Here is a 15,412-nt window from a genome sequence, read left to right on the forward strand (position 1 = left end):
AAAATGCCATATCACTTTCTTATTTTGGTGTTTTCCGCAAGTAAAATAGCGTTTGACTTACTAAAAATGCCATATCACTTTCTTATTTCGGTGTTTTCCGTAAGTCAAATGGCATTTGACTCACTCAAAATGGCTTATGACTTACTGATTTTGGTGTTTTCCGCAAGCCAAAAGGCTTATGACTTACTCAATTCGCTTGTTTGCTTGTTTATTTAAGTAATTCACGCATTCATTTTAGTGTATCGTTGAGCCGATAATCAGTTGGGTTGCGCTCCGCTCCACCCAACCTACGTCTAATGCACTGGGGATATCGAAATCCACTCTGGAGGAAGATTTTCATACAGAATTGGTATTACTAATTATTTATAAAAACATGAGCGATGCCTTTAGCAGACTTGCACCCTTCATCCAAGAATATATTTATCATCACCAGTGGACTGAATTACGACCAGTTCAAATTGCCGCTTGTGAAGTTATATTTGACACCGATGCTCACTTGCTAGTTACTGCTGCAACTGCTGCGGGTAAAACAGAAGCAGCCTTTCTACCAATTTTAACTCTATTACATACTAACCCGGCTGCAACTATCGGGGCATTATATATTAGTCCAATCAAAGCTTTAATTAATGATCAATTTGAGCGCCTCAACGACTTACTCAAAGAAGCAGATATTCCCGTTTGGCACTGGCACGGTGATGTTTCTCAAAGTCGAAAAAACAAGCTTTTAAAGAATCCTCAAGGCATTTTACAAATTACACCAGAATCTCTAGAAAGTTTGTTAATCAACAAAAATAACGACCTACTTCGCTTATTTGGTGATTTAAGATTTGTGATTATTGATGAAATTCACGCCTTTATGGGTTCAGAACGCGGTTGTCAAATTATTTGCCAATTACAACGTTTAGCAAAGTTGACGCAAAAACAACCGCGCCGTATTGGTTTATCAGCAACTCTTGGGGATTACTCAATAGCTGAAGAGTGGTTGCGTTCTGGAACAGATAAGCCAGTGATTACACCGCAAGTTGACGCGATAAAACGCCAAATCAAACTAGCTGTAGAACATTTTTATATTACTGATGAAGTAGATGAATCAGAGGCGACAGCTGATGAACAACATATTTTCAACCTCAGCAAATCTCGCAAATGCCTGATATTTGCAAATAATCGGACGCGTACCGAATCTGTAATAGCATCTTTGCGACAAATTGCCACAAAACAAGGACTACCAGATATATATCATGTGCATCATGGGAGTATATCTGCTAGCTTGCGGCAAGCAGCTGAAAATGCGATGCGTGAAGCCAACAATCCAGCTGTTACCGCCGCCACTCTGACGTTAGAATTAGGCATAGATATCGGTCATTTAGAGCGAGTTATTCAGTTAGAATCACCCTTGTCTGTAGCTAGCTTTTTACAGCGCTTAGGACGTAGTGGGCGAAGAGGTGAAACTGCCGATATGCGCTTTATCTGTGCCGAAGATAAACCATTACCAGAAGCTTCTCTACCAGAGCAAATGCCCTGGCAACTTTTGCAGTGTATCGCTATCATTCAACTTTATTTAGAGGAGCAATGGATTGAACCAATCAGACTAATTAAATATCCTTTAAGTTTGCTTTATCACCAAACAATGAGTATCATAACAGCAATGGGGGAAATTTCACCTAATGCCCTAGCTAAACAAATTTTTAGTCTGCCGCCCTTTGCTACTATTTCTAAAGAGGATTTCCAACTATTGCTACGCTATTTAATTGATATTGGTCATATTCAACATACTGAACAAGGTAAATTAATCCTGGGTTTGGTAGGAGAAAAGATTGTGAGAAAATTTCAGTTTTATGCTGTCTTTGCTGAACAACAAGAATATATTGTTAAGCAAGGTGCAACGGAAATGGGTAGTATTGTCACGCCGCCTGCTGTTGGTAATCAATTTGCTTTAGCTGGAAGAAGTTGGGAAGTCGTAGAAGTTGATTTTAAAAAGAAGACTATCTTTGTTAAACAAGCCGAGGGGAAAGCTAGTATTTATTGGCGTGGTAGTGGTGGTACTATTCATACCAAAGTTTTGCAACGAATGCGGCAAGTTTTATTTGAGAATGTCGAGTACAGCTATTTGCAAAAAAATGCTTTGCAACGTTTACGTAAAGTTCGCCAATTGGCGCAGCAAGTTGGATTAGATAAACATAATATCTTGCAATTGGAAAAAGGTAAATGCTGCATTTTTCCTTGGATGGGTACGGTTGCTTATCGCACCTTAGAAAGATTACTCAACTCCTACTGTCGAGAATCGTTGGAAATTACAAGTATTAGCGGAGTAAATCCCTATTATTTAACAATTAAATTAGGCAAGGATAAATTTAAATATCTTTATCGTGAAATTGCTTCCTTGTGTGAGCAAAGAATTACCCCAGAAGATTTAGTCAGTACTTCAGAAGCACCAGAAATTCAAAAGTATGATAAATTTATTCCTCATCCACTTTTACGGAAAGCTTTTGCTAGCGATTATTTAGATATAAGAGAACTCAAACAGCAAGTAGCACTGTGGAGAGAATATAACGCTTCTGTGTTGAGTGAAATACAGACCTAACAAGAACAGCCCCTTCCCTACAAGGGAAGGGGAGTAAGATTCAAAGCCTTTCTCCTAAAAGGAGATAGGTCAAAGTGTATTGCATTCAAATGAAAACCGCTATAGGTGGCAATACTGCTCGGTTAAGAATATTCGTAGGTTGTTTATTTTTTAAGCAAAACCTACGCAGTATTGGAATAGGTGGATATCAGCAAGCAGCAGATGAGATTTTACGGTTTAGAGAATTAATTACCAAAGAAACGAGGTACAACTACAACGTTGCTTAAACAAGATGTCGGTTCCCCTTCACAAATCCAATCACTCAAACGCGCTTTAGGGTATCTGAATGGGTATCGCTGGATGGGTATAGGTGCTTTGCTGAGTTTGTTACTCCTGATTGCTGCCAATGCTTTGACTCCACAACTTTTCCGGTGGGGAATTGACCAAGGTATTGCTAAAAAAGACTTAGATGTTGTTTTTCAAGCAGGCAGTTTGTTAATTTGTGTGGCGATCGCTAGAGGAGTATCCAATTTTGGACAGGGTTTTTGGGCAGAAGCAGTTGCTCAAGGAGTCGCCTACAGATTGCGAAATCAGATTTTCCACAAAATTCAGAACCTCAGTTTCAGCTATCACGATCGCGCCCCAACTTCACAACTATTGACGCGGATTACCAGAGATATTGAACAAATACGCACCTTCATTGGTACTACTTTACTTCAGGTCATCAGTTCCATCTTGACTTTAGTTACAATTACTGTAATTTTGCTAGTAATGAACTGGCAATTGGCATTAATTACACTGACTGCTGTACCCATCGCTGCGTTTTTGTTGTTCCGGTTTTTCTCGAAAGCTGGAATGCTATTTGGTCGGGTACAACAGCTATTGGGAGAACTGAATGCAGTTTTGAAAGAGAACCTGCTCGGCGTTCGTTTAATTAAAGCTTTTGTTCGAGAAGACGCTGAAATTGAACGTTATATTTACAGAGATCAGGAAGTAATCGCTGCTAACCTGAAAGCAATTTGGGCAATTTCTAATCTTTTCCCCTTTATATTTTTGTTAAACAATTTAGTAACGTTAGGGGTGCTTGGTTATGGTGGTAGCATTGTCATTGGCAAACAATTCTCAGTTGGGGAATTAGTAGCTTTTAATTCCTATTTAGCTGTGGTTCTCCAACCAATTTTCCAGTTGGGCTTCGCTTCGGCAGGAATTGCACAGGCGGCGGCTTCGGCTAAACGAGTATATGAGGTAATTGATACTGAAGAGGAAATTCGCGATCGCCCTCATGCAATTCCTTTTCACACCAGCAGTATCAGAATTACCTTTGAGGATGTGTCTTTTCGCTATCCTGGGGCGACTAATTATGCCCTTAAAGGCGTTTCCTTTGAAACCAAACCTAACGAACTGATTGCAATTTTAGGGAGGACAGGTTCAGGAAAAAGCACCCTTGTCAACCTGATTCCCCGCTTTTATGATGTGACAGAGGGAGCAATTCGCATCGACGGTAATGATGTACGTGATTTTACACTTCATAGTTTACGCACGCATATTGGGATGATTTTCCAAGAAACGAGGCTCTTTTCAGGTAGCATCCGCGATAATATTGCCTATGCTATACCCAATGCTCCCTTAGAGCTAGTGATGGAAGCCGCTAGAATTGCCCATATTCACGAATTTATTATCAGTTTGCCAGATGGCTATGAAACAATTGTGGGAGAACGCGGGGTAGGTTTATCAGGAGGGCAAAAACAACGGATAGCGATCGCTCGCACGTTTCTGACTGATTATCGAATTTTAATTTTAGATGATAGCACATCTGCGGTCGATGCCAAAACCGCAAGGCAAATTTACGCATCTCTTGATAAATTAATGAAGAGTCGAACTTGTACAGTATTTGCGATCGCTCAACGTATCAGTACAGTCAAAAATGCTGACCGGATTCTTTTGATTGATGGAGGAGAACTTGTTGCTCAGGGAACCCATGAAGAGTTGATGCTGGGGAGTCCCTTGTACGGTTCTATTTTAGAATCACAAGTTAAACAAATAAACTCGGTTTCTTAAATAAATCGGGTTTATGGAGTTCTCATTTTATTAGAAACCTCGAATTTAAAGTGATTAAAAAAAATATTTTTAGATCAAAAGATACTTTGCCTTCTTACCAAACACTGCGACGATTTCTGCAATACTTTCTCCCTTATCGCCAAGATATTTTGATGACTATAGGATTGGTAATTGCTGGTGCTGCGTGTCAAGCCACAGGCCCATTTCTTGTCGGTTGGTCAATTGACAATTTGATTATACGTGGGAACTGGCGGGGTTTAATGCAGATGTTAATTCTGCTAGCAGTTGTCTATGTTACTGGTAGTTTGATTATCAGAAGTCAAATTAGGCAGATTGGCTGGATTATGCAGCATCTTTTGGGTCAATTACGTCGTGATATTTTCATAAAAATTCAAAGCTTACCCTTGGGCTTTTTTGATCGTAGCCAATCGGGTGACTTAATGAGTCGTTTATTGAATGATGTCAGTACTGTAGAGCAAACATTTGGAATGGCGATCGCTCAAATTATTGGCAATGTATTCAGCTTAATTGGGATTATCATCGCCATGCTTTTGCTCAACCTGCAATTGGGATTGATGAGCAACTTAGTTGTACCCTTGATGATTTTTGCCACAGGATTGTTTGCTTCATGGGCAAAAACAAGATTTCGGGTAACGCGACAGACTATCGGTCAACTTTCGGCGAGGTTCGAGGAAGATATTAACAGTATTCGGGAAGCACAAGCATTTAATCGCATCCAATATAATATGCAGCAATTTGATACTCTCAATGCTGCGAATCGGGATGCGAATGTACAAGCTGTAGGAATTACCTCTGCCTTTTTACCCTCAATTGATTTTCTTAACACCGTAGGAACAGCAGGGGTGCTAGTTTATGGGGGGTATCTGACAGTAAAAGGTGAAGCAACAGTAGGAACTGTAACTTCATTCCTAATTTACGTTCAGCAATTTTTTCAGCCAATTCAAATTCTTAGTCAATTTTACACCCAAGCCCAATCAGCGATCGCAGGATTAGAACGAATTTTTCTCCTATTCGATGAACCTGCATTGCTGCAAAATGCGCCTGATGCAATAGAAATGCCAGCAATTCAGGGTGAAGTCAAGTTTGAGTATGTAACATTTGGCTATGCTCATAACCAGTTGGCTCTTAAGGGGGCAAATTTTCATGCCAAACCAGGACAAATGATTGCCTTAGTGGGTGCAACTGGAGCAGGGAAAAGCACAATCATCAACTTAATTTTGCGCTTCTATGATGTCTTGGGTGGTATGATTACTATTGACAATATTGATATCCGGCGTGTCACACAAGCAAGTTTAAGGCGTCAGATTGGGATAGTTTTGCAAGATACAATATTGTTAAGTGGCACAGTTGCCGAAAATATCGCCTTTGGTCGAAAAGATGCCACCCAAGCAGAGATTGAACAAGCAGCACAAATTGCCAATGTTCACGAGTTTATTACTAGTTTACCCCAAGGTTATGCAACTCGTTTGGGAGAGCAGGGAACTAGCCTGAGTCAAGGACAACAACAACTAATTAGTATTGCGCGAGCGGTTTTAATTAATCCTCGAATTTTGATTTTGGATGAAGCCACCAGCAGCATTGATACTCGTACCGAAGCCCTAGTTCAGGAAGCACTTGCTCGGCTGTTTAAGGATCGCACTAGCTTTGTCATTGCTCACCGCCTTAGCACGGTGATTAACGCCGACCAAGTACTGGTAGTTGAGCAAGGTAAAATTGTTGAGCGTGGAACCCATGCAGAGTTGATTGCTAAACAGGGTGTATACGCCAATTTGTATGGTCTACAATTTGGGACATTTGTTTAGTTTTCCCAAAACTCAGTAAATCGAAAACTTTTGGAATTCAAGGAAATAATGGGTTTCACTTTGTTCAACCCAACTTACTAGCTATAATCACGAATTAGTATTAATTACCCCTGAAAAGTATATGCAGGTAATCCACTAACATCAGTCTGGAGAGCAAACAAATCACCAGAGTAGAAACTTTTTTCAATCTCTGCTTGGCTGAGTCCAACTGAAGCAGTGGTAATGTAAAGTGTTTGCAAATCCTCACCCCCAAAAGTACAGCTAGTTGGCAATTGCACTGGTAGCTTTATCCGCAGTATCTCTTCACCCTTGGCGTTGAAACGAATCACACACCATCCATCCCACATAGCTGACCAGAGATGTCCTTGACTGTCTATTGTCAACCCATCTGGGTAGAAGGATTCATTAGTTAAATCAACAAAAATACGGCGATTACTAATGTTTCCTGTTATTGAGTTAAAGTCGTAAGCGTATATTTTTTTATGGGGGGAATCTGTCAAGTAAAACGTCTTTTCGTCAGGACTCCACCCCAGACCATTAGAGATAGTTAATCCTATTTCTATGACATGCAATGAATTGTCAGGGTCATAGCGATAGAGGCTAGCCTGGGGTTTTTCTAAGGAACACATTGAGCCAAACCAAAAGCGTCTTTGAGAGTCGCATTTGCCATCATTAAGACGGTTATCTGACAGATTTCCTTCAATCTCCAAAATGGGGGTAACTTCACCTGTCTGGGTGTTGAGAAATGCTAGGTGATGACGCAGTGCCATAATTAATCTACCTGCACCTGCTGTTGCGATCGCACCTACGACATCTCCCACATCAAAAAAGCAGTTTTTCCCCGTAGCAGGATGAAACTGATGCACCCGATGGTTATAAATATCGACCCAGTACAGTAGGTTTTGTGTAGAGTCCCAGATCGGGCTTTCGCCTAAACGGGCACGGGCTTCTAGAACATTGTGGAGTGGATATTGTCCCATAAGCAGTTATGAGATATTTTGTGATCTTCTGCAACATTTTTGAGAGTTTCATGAAAATCTAAAACAGACTTGAGAATAAGATACTCCACTTTATTCATATCTGTTGTTTACTGATTAGCAAGCAAACTAATTAAATCATGGGTACAATCCTAATCTCTGATTGTTGGGTTTGTCAATATCCAGCTTCGATTTTGAGCTTTATTATTAGTTAATTTTGTTGTGTTTAATTCATTAGGTGCTTTTTTTAAGATAAAATATGCGGTATAACCACAAAATTCTGCATTACTAACTTTATATTGAAAATAAATAAAAAGAGAAAATCTTTATTGCTGTTCCCGTAAAAACTAAAAATCAATTAATCGTGTCTTTCCCAGGTCAAAGAAAAGATTCTTTCTTTTGACTTTGACCAAACCTTTGCCCTGATCCGTTAACTTAAAGTTAGTCGGTCAAGATTCCCCTTATGTACCAAACAGACCCGCCTCTCTCCCCCAAAGAAGTCCTACCTACCATGTATGATCTTCCCAGTGAATACCCGGAGGACTCTGGCTTGCCTGACGAATTTCACATTTTGCAACCCCGACTTTTAGGCGATACCTTCTCTCCTCCGACATATCTAGCAGATCAGGTATTGGTTGCCTCTGACTTAAATATTTATTATGACCTGCACCATCCACTGTGGTACAAACGCCCAGATTGGTTTGCAGTAGTCGGAGTTTCCCGCCTTTATGAACAGCGAGATTTACGTTTAAGTTATGTGATTTGGCAAGAAGGGGTTGCGCCTTTCGTAATGGTAGAACTTTTGTCTCCAGGGACAGAAAAAGAAGACTTGGGACAAACTCTCAGAGAAGTTAACCAACCACCGACCAAATGGGAAGTTTATGAACGAATTTTAAGAGTTCCCTATTATATTGTTTTTGACCGCTACACTGATAAGCTGCAAGCATTTCAACTAGTTGCAGATAGTTATCACGAAATAGATGTAACTACTTCTAGAGTGTGGATGCCAGGAATACAATTAGGTTTGGGACTTTGGCAAGGCGCTTACCAAGGTATTGATCGTTCGTGGTTACGTTGGTACGATGAAAGAGGAAATTGGATTTCTACACAGCTAGAACAAGAAAGGCAACGGGCTGATAAATTAGCAGCAAAATTGCGCGAATTAGGTATCAATCCAGATGAAATATAAGGCTCAGATTCCCGACTTTTTAGAGAAGTCGGGAATCTTGTTGTTAAACAGCTTGTAAAATCTCCTCATCTACAGAGAAATCTACTTCGGCTTTGTCTTTTGCATTCGCCAAATAATCATTTTCCAGAGAGTCTTGTAACCCAGAAATTAAATCATATTCAGGATGCCAGTTTAATTCTGTTTGCGCTTTGTTTACCGAAGCAAAGAAATGCTGCACTCGCATTGGAAAAGCTTTGCGCTTGCCGAAATCAAACTTTTTCGGGTCGTAATGGACGATTTTTACAGCATCAGGTGATTTGCCAGCAGCTACAGCACTAGCACGGGCTAAACCATCAAAAGTGACAAAGCGATCGCCAGATATATTATAAATCTGTCCTATAGCTTGTTTATTACCTAAAACCTGAGTTAAAGCTTTTGCCAAGTCTTTCACATGACCTAGCTGGGTGATATGTAAGCCATTTCCGGGGATAGGAATCGGGCGATCGCGCACAATTCTGTCAAAAAACCAGCCTTCCAACTCATTATAATTACGGGGTCCGTAAATATAAGTAGGACGAATAGAGGTAAAGGGCAATCCCAATTGAGTCAGGTAAGCCTCTGTTTCATGCTTACCCTTGTGGCGACTTTTGGGATCTACTAGATCACCTTCTATGTGGGGCAATTGGTCAGATTTGAGATACACCCCCGCAGAACTCATATACACAAAATGTTGCACTCGATCTTGAAAAATCTCTGCCAGTGGTTGAGTATCAGTCAGTTCCCGCCCATTATTGTCAAAAATGACATCAAACTTTTCTGGTGATAATTTTGCTTTTATTTGGGTAGCATCCGTGCGATCGCCTATAATTTGTCCTACTCCCTGTAAAGAAGGTGCTGGCCGATTCCCACGATTGAACAGCACCACCTCGTGTCCTTGTTCCACTAGTAGTTGAGTCAAATAGACACCAATGAACCGAGTACCACCCATAATTAGAATTCGCATAAGTTTCCCCTTTCTATATCAGTTGTTGTTAAGGGAGTGGGCAGAGACGCGATTAATCGCGTCTGTACTGGGGAGTGACGGAGATGAGGGAGATTAGGGAGATGAGGGAGACAATGCCCCATGCTCAATGCCCAATGCCCCATGCCCAATGCCCAATCTGAGGTTATCAGGTTACAGCATCTATCTGGAACCTCTGGGGGAAAGATTGCGTCCCATTTGCTAATCTAGGGCGCTTCCCGTTAATTAATCACAAGGAGAAACTGAAACTTTTCAGTCGGAGTCTAAGAAGACTATCTTCCTTCAATTTTGAATTTTGTTAGCGTAGCGTTAGCGAGTCCGCGTACTCCTGCGGAGGACAAGCTACGCGCAGCGCGATGCCCTGAGCTTGCCGAAGGGTCTGGTAGAGAGCGTCATTTTGAATTTTGAATTGTTTAGCTGTGCCCTTGAAATATGCTTTAGTTCATGAGTGGCTGACACCCAAAGCCACCGGTGGTTCAGAACTCGTTGTCCGAGAAATTTTGAATCATATTGATGCTGATTTATATGCTCTAATCGATTTTGAATCCAGCAATAGAGAAAGTTATTTATACAAGCGTCAGATTGGCAAGACGTTTCTCCAGCACTTTCCCTATGCCCGCAACGGCGTACAAAAATACTTGCCTTTGTGGCCGTTGGCAATTGAACAACTGGATTTGCGCCATTATGACGTAATTCTGTCTTCATCCCACGCTGTTGCCAAAGGAATCCTTACCACTTCCGAACAGATGCATATTTGCTACTGCCACAGCCCGATGCGCTATGCCTGGGACTTGACCTTTGATTATCTGCGCCACAGCAAACTGGGTAGTGGTTTACCTGGGTGGTTAACGCGATATTTATTACATCGTTTGCGCCAGTGGGATGTATTGAGTGCCAATCGCGTTGATTACTTCATTGCCAACTCGCAGTATACAGCTCGGCGAATTTGGCGTTGCTATCGGCGAGAAGCCACAGTCATTTACCCACCAGTGAATATTGCGGAATTTCCGTTTCTGTCTGAGAAAGAGGACTTTTACCTGACAGTTTCCCGGTTAGTGAGTTATAAGCAAGTATCGTTGATTGTCAACGCTTTTAATCAACTAAAACGACCATTAGTAGTCATTGGTACAGGAGATGAAATGGAAAAAATCCGCGAGATGGCAAACTCCAATATCGAAATACTGGGATGGCAACCCGATAATGTGGTAAAAAAATATATGTCTAGGGCTAAGGCGTTTGTGTATGCAGCTTGTGAAGATTTTGGTATTGCCCTAGTGGAAGCACAGGCTTGTGGCACGCCAGTGATTGCTTATGGTGCAGGAGGTGCTTTAGAAACAGTGCGAGATATCCGTTCTTGTGTGGATACAGGGACAGGTATATTTTTCAGGACGCAAACAGAGGCGGCTTTGGTGGAGGCAGTAGAAAAATTTGAAATGTATGAGGGTTCTTTCAGTTCTGAGTATATGCGATCGCACGCCGCCCAGTTTTCACCGCAAATCTTTGCAGATCGTTTTCTCGGTTTTGTAAACAAGTGCAACGAAAAAAGACCGTTTTTGGAATGATGGTCTTGGTTAATCTCTTATTTTTTTAGGCTTTTGGCAATTTCCCCCCAGAAGCACCTCATTTTCGCTTTAATATTGGGACTATGTGTGGTGTGGATTATTAAGGAGTATGATGACTGCCCAGAGCTCACTCCTCTCCGGCAAGCGAGGCGTACGGCAAGACACTAGAGCGTCTACGCGGACTTTCTTAAAACGCGGTCAAAAAACAAAGACGCCAAAAGTTAAACCCAAAGGTTTATCCTTTCAGGGTTTAAACGGAGAGTTTGCCAAGCGACTGTTCGATATAGTGTTTTCGCTGTCGGTGTTAATTTTGTTCTTCCCGGTCTACTTAATCTTGGCCTTGCTGATTGCTTTGAGCTCAGATGGTCCAATTTTTTATGTCCACGAACGGGTAGGGAAAAATTACAAAGCGTTTTATTGTATTAAATTCCGAACAATGGTGAGCAATGCAGACGAAATCCTGGTGCAAATGATGGAAACATCTCCCCAGTTGCGACAAGAATTTGAGAGCAGTTTTAAGCTGAAACAAGACCCCCGGATTACCAAAATTGGTCGATTTTTGCGAATTACTAGCTTAGACGAATTTCCCCAGTTCTGGAACGTTTTAAAAGGGGACATGAGTGTAGTCGGCCCCCGACCCTTAGTAGCAGAAGAACTGCCAAAATACGGTTGTCACATTGATGAGATTTTAACAATCCGTCCAGGAATTACTGGATTGTGGCAGGTGTCTGGGCGTAATGATATTCCCTACCCTCGGCGAGTCCAAATAGACCTGCATTATGTGAAATTTAGGAATTTCTGGCTTGATTTATGGATCATCTTGAAAACTGTTGATGTGGTCATTCTGCCCAAAAATAACGGGGCATACTGAGTAACTACTTAGGGTGGATTCTGGGGGGCAGTTAATGCCCCTAAGTACCAATTGCCCTAGACTAAACGACTGTTCATCTTTGCTTTATATAGTTATCTCTATTTAAACTCCATCTATTTTGAGAACTATAGTTTTAAAAGTAGCGGCAGCATCTTGCTAAAATGCAGGTAGTAGCGGCCAAGCTCAGTACAAGTCAGTCGAACGCTGCCTGTACTACTTACTTCAGTTTTCAAAATGGACGAGGTTTATGTCTTTCTACCTAGCTGAAACTTCTCTCTGTGGTTCGTTTTGCTCATATTCAGATTTTTGCCAGAAGTCTAATTTAAAATCCTATTTTATTGAATCTTCACAAAACTAGAGATATATGAAGTTTTGACAAAAAACAACGTACACAAAAAGAATCTTTATCTAAAAAAATATACATAATTAAATAATCTTCATCTATCTCAGGTTGGCTTACGTGTTAAATTCCTTTTTGTTAAGTATATTTATTTAGGCAAAAAGTGTTTTAACAATAAGAACTCGTAGGTTTCCCATTAGGCAATTCAGCAATTAATTGCTAGGTTGTATCAGATTGCCTGTAACTTTTTAATCAAAGAACAATAAGGAATAATTGAGCATGACGCAACAGAAACGAGCGTTGATTACTGGTATTACTGGTCAAGATGGTTCATATCTAAGTGAGTTTTTGCTAGAAAAAGGTTATGAGGTTCATGGCATCATTCGCCGGACTTCTACCTTCAACACAGACCGTATCGATCATATTTACGAAGACCCCCACAAAGACGGAGTAAGGTTGTTTCTACACTACGGCGACTTAACCGATGGTACGACGTTGCGGCGGATTTTAGAAGATGTCAAGCCAGTAGAGATTTACAACCTCGGCGCTCAATCCCATGTCAGAGTCAGTTTTGATTCCCCAGAATACACGGTGGATGCTGTAGGAATGGGCACGCTGCGTCTGTTGGAAGCAATTCGGGACTACCAACAGCGTACTGGAATTCAGGTGCGATTTTACCAGGCGGGTTCTTCAGAAATGTATGGTTTAGTACAAGCAATACCTCAAAATGAGACAACGCCCTTCTATCCCCGCAGTCCTTATGCCTGTGCTAAAGTTTACGCCCATTGGCAAACTATAAATTACCGTGAGTCTTATGGTTTGTTTGCTTGTAACGGCATACTTTTTAACCACGAGTCACCACGGCGCGGTGAAACCTTTGTAACCCGCAAAATTACTAGAGCCGTGGCTGGTATCGTTGCTGGGAAGCAGAAAAAAATTTACATGGGTAATCTAGATGCCAAGCGAGATTGGGGCTATGCGAAGGATTACGTGAAAGCAATGTGGTTGATGTTGCAGAAAGACCAAGCAGAGGATTACGTAATTTCGACTGGTGAAACCCACTCGGTGCGAGAGTTTTTGGAACTGGCATTTAATTATGTAAATCTCAATTGGGAAGATTATGTAGAGTTTGATGAGCGTTACCTCCGTCCATCTGAGGTAGAGTTGTTGATTGGCGATTCTACCAAAGCACGGCAAAAATTGGGCTGGACAACATCAGTAACCTTTGAAGAACTAGTTTCCCTAATGGTAGAAGCAGATTTACAAGCATTGGGTCACACTTCACCGAATGGAAATGGCTCGCAATTTCCACATGATATTGCTACTACTCGTCAAGAACTGGGCGCTCTCCATTTCTGATTCGCACCACAGAGGATAAAAATATGACCGCCTTAGAACTAAAAAATCAACGTATTCTGGTCACTGGTGGGTCGGGGTTTCTAGGTCGTCAGGTGATCGATCAACTGTGTAAAGCAGGAGCTGATCGTGAGAAGATTACAATACCGCGATCGCAATCGTCCGATCTACGTGTCTGGGAAAATAGCCAACGTGCAGTTGACCAGCAAGACATAATCATTCACCTAGCAGCTCATGTCGGTGGCATCGGTCTAAACCGCGAAAAACCCGCAGAGTTGTTTTACGATAACTTGATTATGGGAACCCAGCTAATTCACGCTGCCTATCAAGCGGGAGTACAAAAATTCGTATGTATTGGCACAATCTGCGCCTATCCTAAATTTACCCCAGTGCCATTCAAAGAAGATGATCTTTGGAATGGCTATCCAGAGGAAACTAACGCCCCCTACGGAATTGCTAAAAAAGCACTTTTAGTCCAATTGCAATCTTACCGCCAGCAGTATGGTTTTAATGGGATTTACCTCCTGCCAGTAAATTTATATGGCCCAGAAGATAACTTTGACCCTGGAAGTTCCCACGTCATTCCCGCATTAGTTCGCAAAGTTCACGAAGCCCAAATTAAGGGAGAAAAGCAACTTCCAGTTTGGGGTGATGGCAGTCCTACGCGCGAGTTTCTCTATTCAGAAGATGCAGCGCGGGGGATTATTATGGGGACTCAATTCTATAACGAATCAGAACCAGTTAACTTGGGAACGGGTGAGGAAATCTCCATCCTTAATTTAGTAACTTTGATCTGCCAATTGATGGAGTTTAAGGGTGAAATTGTTTGGCAAACTGACAAGCCTAATGGTCAACCACGCCGTTGTTTAGATACTGAAAGGGCGAAACAAGGCTTTAATTTCACGGCTCAGGTGAGCTTTGAGGAAGGGCTAAAGAATACCATTGAATGGTATCGTCAACACGCTGCATAACGATGTACCAATGAGTGTAGTGTACTTAAGCTGGGCAATGCCCAGCTTATTTATTTGACGCTATAAATTTTTATGGACAAAATTAATCATCAACTAAATAAAGCACAACTACGCCGCACTTTACTCAAAACACGTCAATCAATGTCCGTTGGAGAGTGGAGAGAAAAAAGCGATCGCTTATGCTCTCATTTACAAAACTCTACTTTATTAACCCAAGCAAAAACAATACTCGCTTATTTCAGCTTTCGTCAAGAACCTGACCTCAGTCCACTATTTGCAGACACCAAATACCGTTGGGGATTTCCTCGCTGCGTTGATAAATCCCTATATTGGCATATTTGGACACCGAATGATTCTGTGCAAAATGGCGCTTATGGCATTACTGAACCACACCCCGACACTCCAATCTTAGATGCTGCTGAAATAGATTTGATTCTCGTCCCCAGTGTAGCTTGCGACTATCAAGGATATCGTTTGGGTTATGGCGGCGGATATTACGATCGCTTGCTCAGTTTACCGCAGTGGCAGACAAAGCCGACTATCGGAATTGTCTTTGAGTTTGCCTATTTGTCCCAAATACCGATTGAATCTTGGGATAAACCACTACAAGCTGTTTCTACCGAAACCGGATTGAGTCCAAAAGGCTGAAGGATTCAGATAATAGACTTCTTACATAAATCAAAAAAAAGAACCCCACCCCCGCCT

Annotated in this window: 12 protein-coding genes; 10 read left to right on the plus strand and 2 right to left on the minus strand. The window is 41.5% G+C overall.

The genetic code is table 11. The annotated features are described in order from the left end of the window. The first annotated feature begins 373 nt into the window (after positions 1-373). The 4 genes from HWQ38_RS20660 (at position 374) to HWQ38_RS20675 (ending at position 6,441) form a co-directional block, all read left to right on the plus strand. Complete coding sequence (locus HWQ38_RS20660) at positions 374-2,581, plus strand: DEAD/DEAH box helicase (RefSeq protein WP_292797144.1); 2,208 nt, start codon at positions 374-376, stop codon at positions 2,579-2,581. Positions 2,582-2,670: 89 nt separating this feature from the next. Then, positions 2,671-2,847, plus strand: a complete 177-nt coding sequence (locus HWQ38_RS20665; protein WP_292797145.1) for a hypothetical protein — start codon at positions 2,671-2,673, stop codon at positions 2,845-2,847. A gap of 73 nt (positions 2,848-2,920) precedes the next feature. Then, complete coding sequence (locus HWQ38_RS20670) at positions 2,921-4,618, plus strand: ABC transporter ATP-binding protein (protein WP_292797203.1); 1,698 nt, start codon at positions 2,921-2,923, stop codon at positions 4,616-4,618. Positions 4,619-4,704: 86 nt separating this feature from the next. After that, entirely contained in the window at positions 4,705-6,441 is a 1,737-nt protein-coding gene (locus tag HWQ38_RS20675; protein ID WP_292797148.1) for an ABC transporter ATP-binding protein, read from the plus strand. A 104-nt stretch (positions 6,442-6,545) separates the two neighbouring features. Here the strand turns inward: HWQ38_RS20675 and HWQ38_RS20680 are convergent, their stop codons facing one another. Beyond that, positions 6,546-7,421, minus strand: coding sequence for an SMP-30/gluconolactonase/LRE family protein (locus HWQ38_RS20680; RefSeq protein ID WP_292797150.1), 876 nt, complete (start codon positions 7,419-7,421; stop codon positions 6,546-6,548). 460 nt (positions 7,422-7,881) lie between these two features. Here HWQ38_RS20680 and HWQ38_RS20685 point away from each other — a divergent pair, with 460 nt between their 5' ends. Next, complete coding sequence (locus HWQ38_RS20685; protein ID WP_292797153.1) at positions 7,882-8,607, plus strand: Uma2 family endonuclease; 726 nt, start codon at positions 7,882-7,884, stop codon at positions 8,605-8,607. A gap of 43 nt (positions 8,608-8,650) precedes the next feature. Here HWQ38_RS20685 and HWQ38_RS20690 read toward each other — a convergent pair whose 3' ends face one another. Continuing rightward, the gene (locus tag HWQ38_RS20690; RefSeq protein WP_292797155.1) at positions 8,651-9,589 is read right to left on the minus strand and encodes an NAD-dependent epimerase/dehydratase family protein; all 939 of its coding nucleotides are present in this window, start codon (positions 9,587-9,589) and stop codon (positions 8,651-8,653) included. A gap of 437 nt (positions 9,590-10,026) precedes the next feature. On the opposite strand from HWQ38_RS20690, the gene HWQ38_RS20695 reads away from it, so the two are divergent. The 5 genes from HWQ38_RS20695 (at position 10,027) to HWQ38_RS20715 (ending at position 15,355) form a co-directional block, all read left to right on the plus strand. Beyond that, positions 10,027-11,169, plus strand: a complete 1,143-nt coding sequence (locus HWQ38_RS20695) for a glycosyltransferase (protein ID WP_292797157.1) — start codon at positions 10,027-10,029, stop codon at positions 11,167-11,169. A 112-nt stretch (positions 11,170-11,281) separates the two neighbouring features. Further along, complete coding sequence (locus tag HWQ38_RS20700; protein WP_292797205.1) at positions 11,282-12,040, plus strand: sugar transferase; 759 nt, start codon at positions 11,282-11,284, stop codon at positions 12,038-12,040. Between the two features lie 619 nt (positions 12,041-12,659). Beyond that, complete coding sequence (gmd, locus tag HWQ38_RS20705) at positions 12,660-13,739, plus strand: GDP-mannose 4,6-dehydratase (protein ID WP_292797160.1); 1,080 nt, start codon at positions 12,660-12,662, stop codon at positions 13,737-13,739. A gap of 23 nt (positions 13,740-13,762) precedes the next feature. Beyond that, on the plus strand, positions 13,763-14,707 hold the full coding sequence (locus HWQ38_RS20710) for a GDP-L-fucose synthase (protein ID WP_292797162.1): 945 nt from the start codon (positions 13,763-13,765) through the stop codon (positions 14,705-14,707). Positions 14,708-14,779: 72 nt separating this feature from the next. Continuing rightward, positions 14,780-15,355, plus strand: a complete 576-nt coding sequence (locus HWQ38_RS20715; RefSeq protein ID WP_292797164.1) for a 5-formyltetrahydrofolate cyclo-ligase — start codon at positions 14,780-14,782, stop codon at positions 15,353-15,355. The last annotated feature ends 57 nt before the right edge of the window (positions 15,356-15,412 follow it).

It is taken from the genome of Nostoc sp. NMS7, from assembly GCF_017115085.1.
Taxonomy (GTDB): domain Bacteria; phylum Cyanobacteriota; class Cyanobacteriia; order Cyanobacteriales; family Nostocaceae; genus Nostoc.